The organism is Flavisolibacter ginsenosidimutans (genome assembly GCF_007970805.1).
In the GTDB taxonomy this organism is placed as follows: domain Bacteria; phylum Bacteroidota; class Bacteroidia; order Chitinophagales; family Chitinophagaceae; genus Flavisolibacter; species Flavisolibacter ginsenosidimutans.
Window position 1 is genome coordinate 2,917,457 of sequence record NZ_CP042433.1, and the last position, 15,618, is coordinate 2,933,074.

The 15,618-nt window shown below is 43.3% G+C and carries 20 protein-coding genes; 2 read left to right on the forward strand and 18 right to left on the reverse strand.

Features of this window, described 5'->3' with window-relative positions:
• Positions 1–6: 6 nt before the first annotated feature.
• From FSB75_RS11965 to FSB75_RS12040, 16 genes are all read right to left on the reverse strand, one after another.
• On the reverse strand, positions 7–951 hold the full coding sequence (locus FSB75_RS11965) for a peptidoglycan-binding domain-containing protein (RefSeq protein ID WP_146787592.1): 945 nt from the start codon (positions 949–951) through the stop codon (positions 7–9).
• Between the two features lie 4 nt (positions 952–955).
• The gene (locus tag FSB75_RS11970; RefSeq protein WP_146787595.1) at positions 956–1,651 is read right to left on the reverse strand and encodes an annexin; all 696 of its coding nucleotides are present in this window, start codon (positions 1,649–1,651) and stop codon (positions 956–958) included.
• Between the two features lie 24 nt (positions 1,652–1,675).
• Positions 1,676–1,858 (reverse strand): hypothetical protein, encoded by a 183-nt coding sequence (locus tag FSB75_RS11975; protein ID WP_146787598.1) that lies wholly within the window; start codon positions 1,856–1,858, stop codon positions 1,676–1,678.
• A 6-nt stretch (positions 1,859–1,864) separates the two neighbouring features.
• Entirely contained in the window at positions 1,865–2,689 is an 825-nt protein-coding gene (locus tag FSB75_RS11980; RefSeq protein WP_146787601.1) for a hypothetical protein, read from the reverse strand.
• On the reverse strand, positions 2,649–3,011 hold the full coding sequence (locus FSB75_RS11985) for a hypothetical protein (RefSeq protein WP_146787604.1): 363 nt from the start codon (positions 3,009–3,011) through the stop codon (positions 2,649–2,651). The genes FSB75_RS11980 and FSB75_RS11985 overlap by 41 nt, the downstream gene beginning before the upstream one ends.
• Entirely contained in the window at positions 3,001–3,939 is a 939-nt protein-coding gene (locus tag FSB75_RS11990; RefSeq protein ID WP_146787607.1) for a hypothetical protein, read from the reverse strand. The genes FSB75_RS11985 and FSB75_RS11990 overlap by 11 nt, the downstream gene beginning before the upstream one ends.
• Positions 3,939–4,316, reverse strand: coding sequence for a hypothetical protein (locus FSB75_RS11995; protein WP_146787610.1), 378 nt, complete (start codon positions 4,314–4,316; stop codon positions 3,939–3,941). The genes FSB75_RS11990 and FSB75_RS11995 overlap by 1 nt, the downstream gene beginning before the upstream one ends.
• A gap of 18 nt (positions 4,317–4,334) precedes the next feature.
• On the reverse strand, positions 4,335–4,841 hold the full coding sequence (locus tag FSB75_RS12000; protein ID WP_227990567.1) for a glycoside hydrolase family 24 protein: 507 nt from the start codon (positions 4,839–4,841) through the stop codon (positions 4,335–4,337).
• A 36-nt stretch (positions 4,842–4,877) separates the two neighbouring features.
• On the reverse strand, positions 4,878–5,618 hold the full coding sequence (locus FSB75_RS12005) for a hypothetical protein (RefSeq protein WP_146787613.1): 741 nt from the start codon (positions 5,616–5,618) through the stop codon (positions 4,878–4,880).
• A gap of 42 nt (positions 5,619–5,660) precedes the next feature.
• Positions 5,661–6,266 (reverse strand): hypothetical protein, encoded by a 606-nt coding sequence (locus tag FSB75_RS12010; RefSeq protein WP_146787616.1) that lies wholly within the window; start codon positions 6,264–6,266, stop codon positions 5,661–5,663.
• Positions 6,267–6,290: 24 nt separating this feature from the next.
• The gene (locus FSB75_RS12015) at positions 6,291–8,126 is read right to left on the reverse strand and encodes a hypothetical protein (RefSeq protein ID WP_146787619.1); all 1,836 of its coding nucleotides are present in this window, start codon (positions 8,124–8,126) and stop codon (positions 6,291–6,293) included.
• Between the two features lie 10 nt (positions 8,127–8,136).
• The gene (locus FSB75_RS12020) at positions 8,137–8,619 is read right to left on the reverse strand and encodes a hypothetical protein (protein WP_146787623.1); all 483 of its coding nucleotides are present in this window, start codon (positions 8,617–8,619) and stop codon (positions 8,137–8,139) included.
• Complete coding sequence (locus tag FSB75_RS12025) at positions 8,616–8,801, reverse strand: hypothetical protein (RefSeq protein ID WP_146787626.1); 186 nt, start codon at positions 8,799–8,801, stop codon at positions 8,616–8,618. The genes FSB75_RS12020 and FSB75_RS12025 overlap by 4 nt, the downstream gene beginning before the upstream one ends.
• 267 nt (positions 8,802–9,068) lie before the next feature.
• A complete protein-coding gene (locus FSB75_RS12030) occupies positions 9,069–9,632 on the reverse strand; it encodes a hypothetical protein (RefSeq protein WP_146787629.1) in 564 nt (187 codons plus the stop codon).
• A gap of 309 nt (positions 9,633–9,941) precedes the next feature.
• On the reverse strand, positions 9,942–10,823 hold the full coding sequence (locus FSB75_RS12035; RefSeq protein WP_146784896.1) for an IS3 family transposase: 882 nt from the start codon (positions 10,821–10,823) through the stop codon (positions 9,942–9,944).
• 32 nt (positions 10,824–10,855) lie between these two features.
• Entirely contained in the window at positions 10,856–11,236 is a 381-nt protein-coding gene (locus FSB75_RS12040; protein WP_146784899.1) for a hypothetical protein, read from the reverse strand.
• Between the two features lie 67 nt (positions 11,237–11,303).
• Between FSB75_RS12040 and FSB75_RS12045 the strand changes: the two genes are divergently transcribed.
• A complete protein-coding gene (locus FSB75_RS12045) occupies positions 11,304–12,068 on the forward strand; it encodes a hypothetical protein (protein ID WP_146787633.1) in 765 nt (254 codons plus the stop codon).
• On the opposite strand, the gene FSB75_RS12050 is transcribed toward FSB75_RS12045, so the two are convergent.
• Together FSB75_RS12050 and FSB75_RS12055 are read right to left on the reverse strand one after the other, a co-directional pair.
• Positions 12,050–12,262 carry a DUF4248 domain-containing protein gene (locus tag FSB75_RS12050; protein ID WP_146787638.1) on the reverse strand — a complete coding sequence of 71 codons (213 nt, stop codon included), beginning with the start codon at positions 12,260–12,262 and terminating at the stop codon, positions 12,050–12,052. The genes FSB75_RS12045 and FSB75_RS12050 overlap by 19 nt on opposite strands.
• Positions 12,263–12,295: 33 nt before the next feature.
• The gene (locus tag FSB75_RS12055) at positions 12,296–13,324 is read right to left on the reverse strand and encodes a helix-turn-helix domain-containing protein (protein ID WP_146787641.1); all 1,029 of its coding nucleotides are present in this window, start codon (positions 13,322–13,324) and stop codon (positions 12,296–12,298) included.
• 324 nt (positions 13,325–13,648) lie between these two features.
• On the opposite strand from FSB75_RS12055, the gene FSB75_RS12060 reads away from it, so the two are divergent.
• Positions 13,649–15,613 (forward strand): site-specific DNA-methyltransferase, encoded by a 1,965-nt coding sequence (locus FSB75_RS12060; RefSeq protein ID WP_146787644.1) that lies wholly within the window; start codon positions 13,649–13,651, stop codon positions 15,611–15,613.
• Positions 15,614–15,618: the final 5 nt, after the last annotated feature.

Genomic DNA, 15,618 nt, shown 5'->3' on the forward strand with positions numbered 1-15,618 from the left:
ATATGTTTAGAGATATTTTACAGTTTTGGTTTGCACGAGAAAATGCTTACCTCCATTTTCAAAAAGTGTGTAGTCAAGGCGTTTGCTGACCTCATTGCCAAGCACCATACGGGCCGGAACTTTTACGCTTTCAGTGGCATTGATCCAAACAGAAGTAGGTAGCAGAGTAACAATGGGCAAGCCATCAAGACCTGATAAACTCCATTTGCTGCCATCGAACTGAAGTCCCATACGCAGGAACTCAAACTTGATAGCTTGCTTTTGTGCGTCAGTGGAGAAAACATTGAGTAGACCGTTAACTATTGTTTGCCGCACACCACTTATTCGCTCTTGTTTAAAGACATTGTTCGCAGCCGTGTAGTCATCGGTGTTTTTCATCTTCTTCAGCAAGGAGATAGCTTTTGTGTAGTCCTTTGCATTGGCGGCGCTGTATAACTCCTTACCAACGGTAGCAGGATTGACAGTCGTGCCTTGCGCAATAACATTCAATGTGCTTTCCGTAATGGATGCAGGAAGCCCAAGTTTTTTTAGGGCAGCCGTCAGCTCTGAACCAAAGTCGCCATCTGCTCCATATTTTGGAAGCGTTTGTTTGCCATACTTCGTAACGAGAGCCTCTTGCAACCGCCTTACATTTTCACCCTTGCTACCTTTCTTCAAAGGAAAGTCATCGTTTCGTTCATCGGTCGCCGTATTGGTATAAGTCGTTTTGGTTTTCGTCTTTGGCTTTATTGACGGCAACACAGGCGTTGTGACGATGGGTTGATTCATGTTGCTTATGATCGAATCCAAATCATCATGCGTTGTTCCTCTTTTCTTTTTGAAGTATTGCCAGCCGAAATAGCCGATGATGCCAGTAGCTCCGACAGCCAATGTTGTGATGATTATCTTTTTCTTCCTTGCCTTGCGCTTGGACGGCGCTTTCGCAGTGGAAGGTTTCTTTGTTCTTGTCATAGGATTATACTTTCGGTTTATTGTTGATAATGTCCATCATGGAACCAATCTCCCAGAATTCCAATTCACTTTTTAGATCGCTCATTAATTCGTTACCGTATTCTTTGAGATAGGCAGCGGCTACTTTTTGAAAATCGGCTTGGGTTGGTATTTCCATAAACACAGCTTTGATGGCAGGTTCGTCCGTACCTGGAACAAACCAATAGGTAATATCAAAGGCTGCCTTTAGTCGTTTGGCCCAGGCTAAATACTGTTGGCTTGTTACGATGGGCGAGTAGTTGCCGGTTATCTTATCCGGCTTACCGGCAATGATGGCGAGCATCTCATTGTATTCGGAGGCTGCTAGTTCTTCTTTTAGGTCTCCCATCAAGCTTCTTGCGTATAGCTTTTGATACGAGTTAATGACTTGCTTGAAATAATCCTTGCTTGGTACTTTGCGAATCACGTCTCTTATTCCTTCCTCGTCTGTTCCCCATCCGAAATAGTTATCGTTTTCGAAAGCCATCTTTAGCTGTTGCGCAAACGAGGCAGCATTGCCGTCCTCATAGGTCTTCTTTTGTTCGCTGGTTGACCTTGCGCCCCTTACTACACTTCGGCCAAGAAGAAAAGTTCCGCTTAGAACAACCAGACCTACAATGCCATAGGTTAGTTTTTCTTTGAGTGTAAAATCGTCGTGTTCGTAAGCGGAACTGTTTTTCATAAGGATTGGATCAGTGGTTAAGGTTTATACGCCCAGGTACTGTTTGGCAAGTGCCGTTTTTACCGGGTCGTTTTTTACAATGTGCGCCAGCTTGGTAAGCTCTGATGCATCCAGCTTTTTAACCAGCACCGCCATTGCGTCTACTTTTGCATCGGCATCTGCTTCTGATTTTTCTTCCAGCGTGATTTTGTACGTGTAGCTTTTCATTTCGGTTTATTGTTTTGGGTTAATCAATTCTAGTAGGGTCGGAATAATGGATGGTTCTTCCACCATTGCATTTATCACTGCGTTGAACATTTCGGCTTGCTCCCGGTTAAAAGTTTGTTCCAGCTTGCGCAGGTAAACCAGGTGCCGTTTTTCTTCTTCGGTAATTTCTGGCTCGATTTCTTTCTGCACTGTTACCTGTGATTCTGGTGCAGGCGGCTGCGATAGCATCCGTTCCTTCTCTTTGTTGTCCTGCATGATGACACCTGCCAGCGCTTCGCCGCCAGGCAGACGGGTAAGGAACTGCGGATTGCGTCGTACAATGCCTTCAATAGCAACAGAAGCCAGTTCACCGATGTCAATGTTTTTTAGCTTGAACTTGTTTTCTTTAAGAAACTCGATTTCCTTTTCCAGCTTTTCGTTGTATTCTTCCGATTCTTCTAATTCCAGTTTGGTGGCTTCCAGTTCTTCACGCAGGCGGTTCATCTCGTGTTCTCTGTCTCTGGCCGCTAGCTTTTCCTGCACGATATTTTCAATCTCGCCTAAGCCATTCAAGCCTTTGTCCAATTTGTTTTTCTGCACCATGAAACAATATTGGTCGTTGCGTGGTGACTGTCCGTAGCTGTATATCAGGATGCGGACTTTTTCTGTGTCCTCGTTCATGTAGAACTCGTAGTTGTCAAACTCTTTCGGGTCCTCGGTACGAGGTACTACTTTCAAATTATCTACAAACAGTTCAAAGGGAACAGGTTGACCTTTTTGCGCCTGCATCTCCAGGTAATGTTTCAGCTTGTCAATTTTGAGTTGGTCGTAGTGTTCCGTTATCACTGGCATTGTATGTATTGTTTATCGGAATTGCTTGTAAAAACCTGGCGTTCGTTGGTGATAGCGACAGGTTCGTAATTTTTATCCGGCCTCTGTGTTCGTACTGAATTTCGTTGGCGTGGTCTTCGTTTAAATCAAACAAGCCTACGTCGCTTTCTATTCGTATGGTTTGAATGGGTTCAATCAAAATGAAGATCTGATTGTAAGCTGTTACCTCTCTTACTTCGGCTTCCTTCAAAAGAATATGACGAAACCGCAAGAGGTATTTTTTACCGTGCCCCATTTCTTGCATCCGCCTGCTGATATAATCAAGGGCTAAATCACTTGTCATTGTCTGTTAACTTTTCGTACCAGATAAAAATGTTTAGTCCATAGCTCACGTCCTTGCCGAAGTACAATCCCCAACTGTCTTTGTAATAGGCTTCTAGTATAGGTGAAGCAGTGGTGATTGAAACATCTGTATTAAACCGTTTTTTTCCTTTCAGCCATTCACCTTGTATTTCATTAGTGAACAAGAAATCGCCGTAGCTTATGTTCTTGTCTTCACGCCATGCTTCACACTGCAAGAAGATGTCAGTTATATCCGGGCTTTGCAGTGACACAGTTCCGGCTTTCTCGTTCTGCACAATCGTAAACAGCGGGTCATACTGCAACAAGGTAATAGGTGGAGGTGGTGGTGGCGGTGGAGGTGCTGGGGTGCAAGAACCCGTGCCTGATGCAAAAAAGGAGTGTTGCGAATCTGTAGTCAGGGTTAATAAGTCTCCATTGGCATTGGCCGTTGGTTTATAGTTTCGGTTATTACTACCATATTGGTTCCAGGTAGCAAGAGATGTAGCATTTACATCTGCCGCTAACTTCGTCGCAATAGATGCCGGTGTATCACCTTCAACCGCAGTAACTGAGATGACAACTGAATAAACGCCGCAACTGTAAACGAAAGTTGGATTTACAGCAGCTCCAATTCTAAATACCTGGGTAGTGACACCGTTAGCTGTAGTAGAACTTACCGAATCAATAGAAGCGCTGCCTGGATTAGGACAATTGTTGGTTGCTGGTGCAATAGGTGTCACTGGTGCTGTCGGCGGTGTGTTTCCACCATTATTTGTTGGCGGTGCCGGCTGATTTGCTTGCGTAAACAAAAACGCACTTGCTTCTACACCAATAATTCTTATCGGTGTGCCGAGTAAGGGGATTTGAAAATATTTAATCTCTCCCTTGCGGCTTATTTGTTCGTTTTGTATAATGACTTTCTGCTGCATCAGGATTTGATTTCTACGTCCAGATAAATGCTCACACGATAGCTGGCAAACTGAAGCCTTGTGTCCGGTGTGTCTTTGTATTCAATTTTCACTTTGAAGTTGCCGGGAAGCACACCGCCTAAGTTGTAGTAGCGATCATTTGGTGAAACGTTTAAGCCACTCATAAGGAGCTTCACTTCATAGCCTTCTGGAAAGATTTCATCAGAGTTGATTTCTACCTTTGCTGACCCACGGTAATACATTAGGTCGTCTCTGTCCGAAGCAAACAACATCCCGTGTATGGCTGTTACAGTTTTATCCAACTCAAAGGTTTTGGAGTGAATGGCATTCGCCGCATTCACTTCTATGTCGTACCGCTTTTTTATTCGTTTTGGCATTATCTGTTTTTATGAGAGTTAAGCAGTCATTCCACCTGCTACTTTGATAACCGCAAGCAGGTTTTGCACGTTTTTCTCGTTTTGGCCGTAACCGGCTCCCGGAAGCGAAGCCCATTCTTTACGGCATTTGGCAATGGCTTGCGCAAACCGTCCGGCATACACATCATCCAATGCCTTGCGACGGCGAATTAGCTCAATGGCTGCTTTATCTTGACTTGCCGGGCTAAAGTCGGGCAGGCCGAGTTTGGGTTGTATCTCGTTCCAGGTCTTTGAAAGAATTTGATAGGCCCCGGCAGCGGTGCTGGTAATGCCCCATTTTGTTTGCTTACTATTCGGATGTTTGGCAAAGTCATTGAAACTACCACCACCATACAATCGTTTGTAACCATCCTTGCCGTAAGTGCCTTCAGCGTATTGTATCATAATCAAGAAGGCACGAATGTTTTTATAGGCTATTTCCGTCTTGTCCATTTTCTTTTTGAGAAGGAACAGTAGCGCCGAAGTCATTACTGCGGCAGCTACCATTCCTGTTTTAAGGGTTGAGGATTGCACTGAAAGTTCTTACGGCGTTGTGATCGTTCCGTGTAGTCCCACATAGATGTAGGTGTTCTGCGGAATGCTATCCATCGAACCGAGTTCGATTGTCATTTCAATCAGGATGTCGTCTTGAATAAGGCGTGGATTAGCAAGTTTGTAATAACCCACCGGAACGTTCTTATTTCCTGACGTTTTAAAAACCACATTGCTGGTATCAGGAACAATTTGCTTTTTATTGCTTTTGAGGGAGAACTCACCGTTAGCGATAGTGTTGAAATTTTCCAAACCTTTGAATTCAGTTGCAATGATTTTGTCTTTGGAATTATCAGCAGATGTACCGGCCAAAAGGAAGATACCGCTCACCAAGAATGCCTGGTTCTTTGGCAGCTTTGCATTGGAAACGTTACGAAGACCAATCTCTTTATCATCCTGCGTTTCAAACATCTTGATGGTTTTAGATGTTACTGGTTTGATAGAGTAAATGGTAGAATCCGCAAGGCGAAGTTCACCACGTACCAATCCTTCTTTAATGGAGGCAGGCAGTTCGCCAAAGAACTTTTCCATTTCTGCACGAGAACCTTTGCTTGCTGGCGCATTGGTCATCTTTGTCATGGTCTTTGCACGTTGGATGGGGTTCATACGGCGCAGCGCACCTAAGAGTTCTGCGTCATCTACTCCGTCAATACCGAGTAATGCGCCCTGGTTGTTGTATTCTTCAATTCCTTCAAGTAAGCCTAACATAGAGTTTAAATTTTGTGCTCTCACAAGAGCGGTTATTGCTTTGATTTGTTTTCGTGAGGATTGGAATTAGAAATTCATGTCATCTACGCCACTGAATTCATCTTCTGCACCACTAAACTCAGTGTCGGGCAAGCTGCCTTGAAACTGCATGGCACTGTCGGTTAACTGGCTTTCAATGGCGTCAAGGGCAGCTAAGTCCTGGTTGGGATAAGAGAAGTATTGCAGTTCACCAAACCCACTTGTTGTGCCTGCGGTGATACCTTTCTTTTTAAGCTTATCCAGGTAAAGCTTTTCAGAGAAACTTTCTTTGAAAGCCTGGATTCTTTCTTTCACGCCGTCCAATCCTTCCAGACCTTCGATACCACTAACACCGGCAGTTTTCTGAAAGCCGCTGGAGGCCATGAGACCGACGCCAAGGAGCTGTGTAAGTTTATTACCAGAGTAATGACCAACACCTGTTGTGAGGATGCCGACAAGTAACGAAGGCCGTCCGATGGCAGCTCCGATTAAGCCGCCGCCCAGTACACCCACCAGGATGCCTTTGCCGGTTTCAAGAGCAGTGTTTTTGAGGTCTCCCTTTGTTTGAAGTTCAGAGCCAAAGCCCTGCATGAAGTTTTTCCGGGCCGTTTTTTTGGCTTTTCGGGAATTTCGTTTTCTAGCTGTTTTAGCCATGTTTGTTTTTTTATAGAGTGAGGATTATAGCAGGGCCACTGCTGTTTTCTTGCGTGGTTTAGATTTGGTTGATTTCGCTTTGCGGTGATGATGTCCTTTTCGTTTTTTAGGCTTTGGTAAACCGGACAAAGAAGATGAACGAGAAGGTGATTTGTTCGCTGTATGTTTCGGTTTCATTGCCGCAAAGCCAATTGCTATCAGGCTCACGCCACCTACTCCAATGGCAACCGGTTTTAACCAGGATTTGTTTTTCTCCCAAAAGGTTTCTTTGGGTGGCGTGTCAGTTGTATTTGTGTTGGCAACTGTGTTGGATGTCGTCGTCGTCGGCAATGCTGTGTTATCCTTTTCTATTGGCACTAAATCATTACTCTCACCAGTTGCTACAATCGAATTTGATGCTGTTGAATAGTCCTCACTTCCTGAACTTCTTATCAAAGCATTATTACTTCCACTACCTCCACTTTCAGTGGTGTCTTTTTTAAACGAATCTTCGATTGAAGGTTTGTCAATTTGCAAGGGAGAGGAAGCGCCACCGGCTTCAGGAAGGGGTACAGGTGTAGTTCCAGGCACAGGTAAATTGTTTTCAGCCGCTTCGTTTGTCGCTTCATCAAAGTCTTTGGCTTCCTTTGAGCCCTTAGGAAAGATTTCACCAATTTGCTTCAGTGCTGCTACAATACCGGCCAACACTCCCATTGCGGCACCGACTGATGCAAGCGTCACCGGTTCGCCTAATTGTCCAAGACCTTCAAAACCTTCTACGTTCTCCGAGTAGTAGATTTCCGGCCCTAACAGTTGTGGCAGTGGCGTATAGGTACTCATGTATTCTATACCGGCGAGAGAAAAGCCATCCAAACCGGCAACCGCTTTGTCTTTGTTTCCCTTACCGCCAAGCATGGCTTTCTTTAAATTCTTTGGATTACCGCCTGCACCATAGAAAATCTTTTCCAGCTTTTCACGAGTAGCAACAAGGCGTTGAAACTTCTGCGGGTCTATGCCTTTCCCGGCAGCTTGTTCCGGTGTCAGGTAACTCCAACGCAGTCTTCCGGCAATATTCTTGACATTGAGCTTCATGGCTGCCAAAACACCATTGCGAAGCAGTACGGTTGCAGGATTGACACGATTGACAGTGTTCAACACTTTTTTTAAAAAGCCTTTCTTTTTTGGCTTAGCTGTACCAGGTTGTGGTTTTGGCTTTGCGGCTTTCTTTGCCTTGACTTTGGCGAGGATAGATGTTTTCTTTTTGGCTATGGGTAGACTTTTCTTCGCTGCGCCTTTTTTTACTTTTCCAAGCTGTCCCATTGAATAATCATCAAAGCCGTTTAAGTATTGTAAGTCCATAGGATAATCTTTCTTTTCTGAATAGGGTACTTCGTAATTGAATTGGTCGGTTACACAGTCAATCGGAATTTCTTTTCCATTGAGCACGACAACGGGGTAGATGTGTTGAAAATAATCCCGGTGGTATTTGGTGATCCGTAGGATATGTGGAATGCTTAGGTTAGTGAGGATACTGGATATAAACACCGAGTAACAATCACAATCCACCCCTTTTTGTCTGTCGTGCCAGGCTCTTGCCGGACTTCTTATTTGTTCGTAGCCTTCTTGGTCTTTCCTATATGCAATGTGCTGATAGACGAAGTGCCAGATGGCCTTACAAGTCTCATAAGCAGTTGTTTCTTTTAGCTGGTTTGATAAAGCTTTTGTATGATGCAAGGTTTCGTGTACAACCTTTGGAATAAATTCAACCGTATGCGTAACGTTCGCATTCTTGCGAATGGTGGAAACAGAATTTTCTGCTTTTGGAAAAAGATGGGTGTACTGTTCACCACTGCGGATGTTACGTTTACGGTTTGCTTCCATTGGGTACGGATTATTTCTTTATCGTGATGTCTTGTTTGTTTTCGTAGGGCAGTTTGATGATGCCCAAGTTTATGGTTGTTATCGTCCGAACAGTTAGCGTTGTTGCTTCACCTGCAGTCAGTGCTTTGATGAGTGTAAACACAACAGAGAAGACATTACTCATGGGTATCTGCACCATGATGTTATCAATCATCAATTCGCCATGTGCTGGTAGCTTGAACTCTTTGTTGACCGGTGTTGAGCTGCCAACCGTTGTGTCCTTGTAAAGAAGTTTAATAAAGGGAGCGATTAAAGAAAAGCTCCCGTTTGTTGGGTTTTTCAATAGGACATCAAGGCGAATGGTAAGCCCATTCCAGCTTAGTGAATGGATGGCGGCTTTCGGCACGATCTCCAATTCAGCTCCGGCAGTTTTCAGGTTTTTCAAATAGGACCATCCTGCTATGGCTCCAGCGCCAATGACAGTGGTGGCTAATATTTTTGTGAGAGTACTCATTTTGCTTTGCCTCGTTTGTGTTCGATATAGTCGGCGGCCATCTTAAAGCCTAGCCAGATCCCGCCCCCAATCACCGCTTTTACAGCATAGTCAACTACCCCGGTAAGATCAATGTTGGCGAGAAAGATGCAGCCGGTGAGCAGCATGTTGCTACCGATGCTATCTGAATGTTTCGTGTCCATAGGTTATGCAGCTTTTTTAGTAGGTTGATTAAAAACGATGACCTTTCCCGGAAGTCCAAACGTCTGAAGACAGAACTCTACTTGTCGGACAGAAAAGTATTTGCCTTCTCGTTTTCCTAATTCCTCCGGGTATCTCAGCATCCAACGGCGCATCGTCTTCCGGTTGATGTCAAAAATGGTTGCGAGGTCGCTCAACCGGTACGGTTTGACAAAGAGCTTCCCATCAGTATCGAAATACTGTTTGCGTTGGTATGTGACCGCCATGCGTTATGCTCTTATGTATTGTTGATTGATGGCAGCAACCTGGAAGAGATTAAGTAATCCTGGTGTGCCTTTTTCAATGAAATAACTTCTCCAGTAGGTGAAGTTTTGAAGTGTGGGTTCTTCACTGTACTCCAACACCGCTTCAGCCAGTGCTTTGATTTCTTCCTTGTAGGTAGGAAGCGATACACGAACGTTTTTGATTTCGGTGTACCAATTCTTCGTTCCTACAAAACCGTATTCATTGTTCTTATCAAACCATACGGAGGGAAGCGGCATGTATCTTCCTCTTGCAGTGTTTACGTATTGCCTGGCGAGCAATACACGTTGGCAAAAAGAAAGAAAGGCTTTGCGGGGATTTTTGGCGAGTGTGAAATACTCTTCAATTTTTTCTTTGGCGTAGCGAATTTCTTTTGCAGAAAATTGGGTGCTGTTCCATAATGAGCTGTATGCAAAATTCCAAGCGGCGTTCACTAAATGTTCAACTGGGGATGTTTCAAAAAGGGCGCCTTTGATGGCTTTCAATTCAGGGATATTGGAATGTTGTAAGCTCGTAGTACTCTGTCTCATGTTCGTGCTTTTTATTGGTTATTTTCTCTTGACAACACAAACATACTATCACTCAAAAACGTCATTGTCCGATATGGGAATATTTGGGAAGAAATCGGAAGAAAAATGCAGAAATTGGCAGCTTTGGGACGGCAAGGGACAGAAAGGGATTTTTTTGTTACTGTATCGTCCTGAAAAAACCTTACAGATTAAAAGATAGTCCTGACATTTTCTTACAGTAGAATCTATCAGTCCTGATTTTAGTTTACATCCGAAGTTGATAGTCCTGCGTGGACTTTACACGGAGGACTTTTGCCGCTGCTAAAATACTTACCCTTCTTTGTTTCCATTGATTGCATTTTTCCGGTAGGTTTTCCAGTGTTTTGTTAAGCCAACGTTTTCTGTGTGTGCTTTGTCTGGCGTCAGATAGCCAATGCTACTGTGTGGTCGTTTGCTGTTGTAAAGTGTGATGCTTTCCCCTACGACACTATTTGCCTGGTGGATATTTTGGAAGGTTCTACTCAAGTTAAATTCCTCTTTTAAAATGCCGTTGATCCTTTCGGCTACTGCATTCTCATAGGGGTCGCTTTTCTCCGTCATCGAGATAGCGACATGCGACGCTAAAAGAAGCTGCACATACGCAGTGCTGCAATACTGGATGCCCCGGTCAGAGTGGTGGATTAATCCTTGCTTTGATGTTTTAGATCGTGTGCTCAGCGCCATCGCAAGTGCTTTTAAACAACCTTCTGTTTCCAGTGTGTCTTCCAGATTATAACCCACGATCTTTTTGGAATAAGCATCCGTAATCAGCGATAGATAACAGAAACTTTTCGGCAAGGCGATATAAGTAATGTCGCTCACCCAAACTTGTTCTGAGCGTACCAGCTCCAGTTCCCGCACCAGGTTCGGATACTTTCGAAAGCGGTGCCGGGAGTTGGTGGTGCTTACTTTTCGCTTTCGTTTTTTGACGAGTAAGCCCTCTTCCATTAAAAGAGAAAAGAGCGCATCCCGGCCCATTTTGATGTGATGCTGAACAAAAAAGTCTTTGAGTAAGTACTGAAGTTTGCGGGTGCCAACTTTCGGCAACTCTCGTCGAATCAAGGCCACCTGCTTAAGCACCAACGCAGCCTCCATTGACTGTTTTTCTTTTCGCCAGCCGCCTTCGTAAAATGCCTGCCGTGTTTTACCAAACAGTTCGCACAGCTCCTGCAGGCTACCAAGAGCATAGTGCGCTTTTACAAAACTTACTGTTTGGTACCAGACTTTTTTCTAATGTCGACTCCGAGTTCTCTTTCGGCGATATCAATCATCGTTTCCAGGCAAATGATTTTGCACCTTGCTTCTTCCAGTTGCTTTTGCAGCTCCTTTTCGCCTTTACTCTTTGCTGCCGGAGGCAAATAATTTGCGTTGCTGATGGTGGGTTGTAAATCTTCCATTGCAGAAAAGTCGGAAGAATACTTCTTTACCCATTTGGAGATCATGCTACCGCTGCCTTTTGGAAGTCCGTTTTTAGCTGCAATCTGCGCAAGCGTTTGTGAACTCGTGTGTACATCGTAAAGCACAGCCCGAACAACGGCCGGCGAATACTTCGACTTCGCGTTGCGCCGCTTCTTTTTTTCTTGCATTTTTACACCGCTTAGTGTAAAGCTATTCTAGGACAAGACATACTTGTGGAACATAAATAGCAAGGTTATGGGAGATACTTTTGACCACAAATCGAACATTGATGAATTGATTAGAGGAGCTTGTGATTTTCAAGCTGATTTGATAAGAGCGAGAGCTAAAACACAAGAAATATATCGCTCTAAAGAGCCAGTAAAACACAATAGTTTTAGAATTACTTTGGATGGTTTAATTGTAAGGACATCCCAAGTTCTTTCGAATAGGATTGAAAACACCAACGAGAAAATATCATATCAAATAAGTCTTGTGATTTCTTTCGTGAGAACTCACTTTATAATAAACGATATGATTATGGAAGGGGATTTAATCGAAGCGTTTACGTTAATACGAAAGAATTTCGAATCACTAACAAGGCTGCACGAAATTGATAGTAACCCACTTTTGAAACTTTTAAAGAAAACGCCGAATGTTATTAATCTATTCAAAGAGGGCGGCAAAAAATTATATCCAACACTATCTGAAATAGCTCATTTTGGAACCCCTGCGGTTGGTGACTTACTAACAATAACATCAAACGAAGACGGAAGGGTTGGGCCAAGCATTGTTCCAGTTTATAATCCAGATGCAATCGCATGTTACGATAGACATGCTTACGTTTCAATTTATTTCGTATTCTGGCTAGTGCAGTTCTTAAAAAATGTCTACGGGGAACAGTACGACAGTAAAAAAGATGAACGAACGCTTCTTAGTATGCTCCGGATGGCTGAAGAATCTGGTATAATTGAGCTAAAACCGGAAGAAGGTGGTAAAAAGAATCACGCCGCTTCATCATAATCCTTCGGCAAACCCAATAACTCAAAAATTTGCTCGATCTGCTTCACGGTATAGTATCTCCCATGCCGTTGCCCGATAACGCTTCCATGAGGCTTCAGCCAACGGTTCATTGTTTTTACGCTTTGGTCATATAGCTTGGACAACTCGCCAATGCTGTAACTCCGTATCTCCACAATTCTTTTCGTCGTACTCATCTCAAAAATCACTTTGGTTTTGTTTTTCGTTAGTTAGCAGTATAGTTCCAAATAATCTTCAAGCTCCAAGGCCAAGACTTGCGTGAACTGCGGAAGGCTTAGGCTTTCCTGGTTGCAATACTCTACCACCATTTGATGAATGAGCTTCGGTTGTTCTTTTGCAACATCCAGCTCCACCGGCTCACGGCGTCTGATTTTGGCCTGGTTAAATTGTTGAACGAGGTAGCGTTTTTGGTTGGGGGTGAGTAATCCTAAATCGTCTGCACGATAGAGAAGTGAAATCATAGACACTTTCCACTTGCGTTTTAACTGCGCCAATAGCGGAAGCGTCACACCATCTTTGAAATCTTCTTTGATAGCTTCTTCGGGCATTAAGAGTTCAGCGGCAAATAAATTGGCCTCATGGCTGATTTCCCTATCAGCGGGAACCGGTGAATATGTGTGCATTACTAAATGACCTAATTGAAAGGCAAGTGAGAACCTTAGCCTGTCACCCAAATGGCTTTTGTTTAAAAACATGATGGGAAACTGGTCATCGGTTAGGATGCTGCGGCTATCTACCCGCTCTGAACCAAACTCGAAGCAGCTAATGATGATGCCCTGATCTTCCAAGACCTTCGTCAAGTTGTCAATCACCGGCTTTTGCAAACCGAGGCACTGGCGAAACTGTTTCGCAATAAGGTTAGGCGTGTTTTCTTCTGTAACCTTAAACGTAGGAATCAACGGCGCTTGTTTGTTCAGCGAACGGGTTAAGAACTGAATGTTGTTGCGAACGATGTTGAACTTTGCTTCTATTGGCGTAATGACTTTTGCAGGAACCTTCTTTCGCTTGCGGTAAGAAAGGTTCATTGGTAATATCGTTCCAGGCTGAAAGAAAAAGTTCAAGGGGTAAGATGTTGCCTTTGAAATGGAATCCAAGATAATTTCACTTACCCCAAGCTCCCCATGCTCAATCTTAGAGATGAATGCCTTTTGGGTATTGATTCTTTCTGCCAAGTCTTGTTGGGTATATCCTCTTGCCTCTCTTGCCAACGTCACCATTGTCGGATTAAAGTGTTCCATAGTATTTGCTAATTAATTTAGCAATACAAACATAAAAACTAAGTTTTGTAAAAGCAAAAAAAAAGTTTCCACATAAGTTTACTCTTTTCAGAAAGGCATTAAAATTCAATTTGTTGCTTGATAAAAAATTTAGCAAATTTGCTGTAGCAACCGCTAAAGTTATCTTCGATAAAGATTCCTTTAATCGTTAGCAGGTTAATCTCGTTTTGGCTGTCAAAATAAACTTTCAGCACTTAAATCAAACGGGTTAAAATTGACCTTTTGCCTAATTGTTAAGATAATTTCAAACTCGTTTACGGTTTTCGTAAACATAGGATTTATTGTATGCCAAAACTTAAAGAGAACGGAAACTTGCCTTTGCTCGGAACATTGGAAAAGGAAGAGTTAATTAAAATGGTTGAGGACTTGCAGGAGGAGAAAAGGCTTCGTGAAGCATTTGCACATATTTCTGAAACAGGGTCGAACGATGCAGCTCTGATGTGGCGAGGAAGAAATCGATTTCTTGCCGAGCAGGTGCAGCCAGTTAAAATTGAGATTGTACCAGAACTGAGTTTCCCCCAAAAAAAAGGTGGGGAACATAGAATAATTGACGGTGATAATTTGGCTGTCATGCGTTCCCTGTTAACTGATTTTCGTGGAGGTCCAAAAACAGGTTTTGATGTAATTTATATGGACCCGCCATATAACACCGGTTCAGATACATTCGCCTATAATGATAATTACAATCTCTCCAAGGCAGAACTAGAAAAACTCAAAAAGGCCGTACGGTACGTTGAAAAGGGAGTGTCATTAGATGATCCTTCGAAACATACTAAGTGGATTAATCACATGGCTCCACGACTATGGGCAGCTAGAAAATTAATGAAGCATACTGGAGTTATCATCATAAGCATTGACGAACATGAACTACCTCGTTTGTGGATGCTTATGGAGGAAATGTTCGGTGAAAAAAATAGGCTCGCTACTCTTATCTGGGAACGATCTAGGAAAAACGGTGCTAGTTATATATCCGAAGGACATGAATATATGCTGATGTGGGCTCGTGATAAGTCCGCACTGGATTTGAGAATGAAGGCAATGGCGGTCACGCCTGCTTGGGAGAATTCTAAGGGCAAATGGCGAAAAAGGAAAGATGGTGCTGACGAAATATTAACTGCTTACGCAGAAGCAAAGATTCTATATGGAGATGACATACTGAAAATTCAAACTGCTCTCGATGATTGGTTTAAAGCATTGCCAAAAGACCATCCAGCTCGGAAGAATCGCTTTCGTAAAGTCGATTCAAAAGGGGTGTTTAATGATGATGGAGATTTGGGCAAACCGGAAAGAAATGGAGCTCGTTACGATGTAATCCATCCCGTTACAAAAAAGCCAGTCAAGCAACCTGCCGGCGGTTGGCGCTATCCAGACCCTTTAGATATGAAAAGATTAATTGACGAGGGTAGAATTTCGTTCAAAGAAACTCATCTTGGCGTTCCACGTCTTAAAAAGTATTTACACGAAGCAGAAACTGAGGTACAAACGAGTGTAATACAAAAAGTTGGACAACGAGCAGTTGAAGTAATTCAACAGCTAGGGCTTGGTAATATATTTGAAAATCCCAAGGATCACGAAATGCTTGCAGAACTATTTAATCTGGTAACCTGGCGTGATCCAGAGGCGAAAATATTTGATCCATATGGGGGGAGTGGTACTACTGGGCATGCAGTATTAGCTATGAATGCGGAGGATGGTGGCCGACGACGCTTCGTAATTGTGGAAAGTGGAGATCCAACAAATAAAAAAGTCCCTAAGTCAGAATACACCAATCGCATTACTGCGGAGCGTATTCGCCGAGTCATTAGCGGTAAATGGGCAGAAAATAAGGCGCATCCGAAACTTCCAGGTGCATTTACATTCTATTCAGCTAGAAAAGATATTGACAGGGCGATGTTGATGGCTTCAGATCGAGAGAATTTAGCCGATATAATTTTACAAATCGTAGAAGAAGATTCTAATCGTCAAGACTGTAGGATGGATGGGTATGAATACTTGATTGGGAAAACCAGAATGGGATATGGTATTGCTTTAGTTTGGGAAAAAGGAAATGTCAGGGGTCATAAGCCATTGACAAAAGAAATTCGGTCTAAGATTATGGCTGAGGCAGAAAAGGCAGGTGTCACCAAGCCGGTTTATATCTATGCAGTTGCGAACGTTTCCCCATTAAATGATAAACTTTATAAATTTCAACAAATTCCTGATTCCCTGTTGGCTAGATTAAATCTGCTAGAGGAAGAGGACGAAAATTAATACCA

What these genes read in the sequence shown, in the direction of transcription:
- FSB75_RS11965 (WP_146787592.1), bottom strand. Translation starts at nt 951, where the DNA reads ATGACAAGAACAAAGAAACCTTCCACTGCGAAAGCGCCGTCCAAGCGC.
- FSB75_RS11970 (WP_146787595.1), bottom strand. Translation starts at nt 1,651, where the DNA reads ATGAAAAACAGTTCCGCTTACGAACACGACGATTTTACACTCAAAGAA.
- FSB75_RS11975 (WP_146787598.1), bottom strand. Translation starts at nt 1,858, where the DNA reads ATGAAAAGCTACACGTACAAAATCACGCTGGAAGAAAAATCAGAAGCA.
- FSB75_RS11980 (WP_146787601.1), bottom strand. Translation starts at nt 2,689, where the DNA reads ATGCCAGTGATAACGGAACACTACGACCAACTCAAAATTGACAAGCTG.
- FSB75_RS11985 (WP_146787604.1), bottom strand. Translation starts at nt 3,011, where the DNA reads ATGACAAGTGATTTAGCCCTTGATTATATCAGCAGGCGGATGCAAGAA.
- FSB75_RS11990 (WP_146787607.1), bottom strand. Translation starts at nt 3,939, where the DNA reads ATGCAGCAGAAAGTCATTATACAAAACGAACAAATAAGCCGCAAGGGA.
- FSB75_RS11995 (WP_146787610.1), bottom strand. Translation starts at nt 4,316, where the DNA reads ATGCCAAAACGAATAAAAAAGCGGTACGACATAGAAGTGAATGCGGCG.
- FSB75_RS12000 (WP_227990567.1), bottom strand. Translation starts at nt 4,841, where the DNA reads ATGGTAGCTGCCGCAGTAATGACTTCGGCGCTACTGTTCCTTCTCAAA.
- FSB75_RS12010 (WP_146787616.1), bottom strand. Translation starts at nt 6,266, where the DNA reads ATGGCTAAAACAGCTAGAAAACGAAATTCCCGAAAAGCCAAAAAAACG.
- FSB75_RS12015 (WP_146787619.1), bottom strand. Translation starts at nt 8,126, where the DNA reads ATGGAAGCAAACCGTAAACGTAACATCCGCAGTGGTGAACAGTACACC.
- FSB75_RS12020 (WP_146787623.1), bottom strand. Translation starts at nt 8,619, where the DNA reads ATGAGTACTCTCACAAAAATATTAGCCACCACTGTCATTGGCGCTGGA.
- FSB75_RS12025 (WP_146787626.1), bottom strand. Translation starts at nt 8,801, where the DNA reads ATGGACACGAAACATTCAGATAGCATCGGTAGCAACATGCTGCTCACC.
- FSB75_RS12030 (WP_146787629.1), bottom strand. Translation starts at nt 9,632, where the DNA reads ATGAGACAGAGTACTACGAGCTTACAACATTCCAATATCCCTGAATTG.
- FSB75_RS12040 (WP_146784899.1), bottom strand. Translation starts at nt 11,236, where the DNA reads ATGCAAGAAAAAAAGAAGCGGCGCAACGCGAAGTCGAAGTATTCGCCG.
- FSB75_RS12045 (WP_146787633.1), top strand. Translation starts at nt 11,304, where the DNA reads ATGGGAGATACTTTTGACCACAAATCGAACATTGATGAATTGATTAGA.
- FSB75_RS12050 (WP_146787638.1), bottom strand. Translation starts at nt 12,262, where the DNA reads ATGAGTACGACGAAAAGAATTGTGGAGATACGGAGTTACAGCATTGGC.
- FSB75_RS12055 (WP_146787641.1), bottom strand. Translation starts at nt 13,324, where the DNA reads ATGGAACACTTTAATCCGACAATGGTGACGTTGGCAAGAGAGGCAAGA.
- FSB75_RS12060 (WP_146787644.1), top strand. Translation starts at nt 13,649, where the DNA reads ATGCCAAAACTTAAAGAGAACGGAAACTTGCCTTTGCTCGGAACATTG.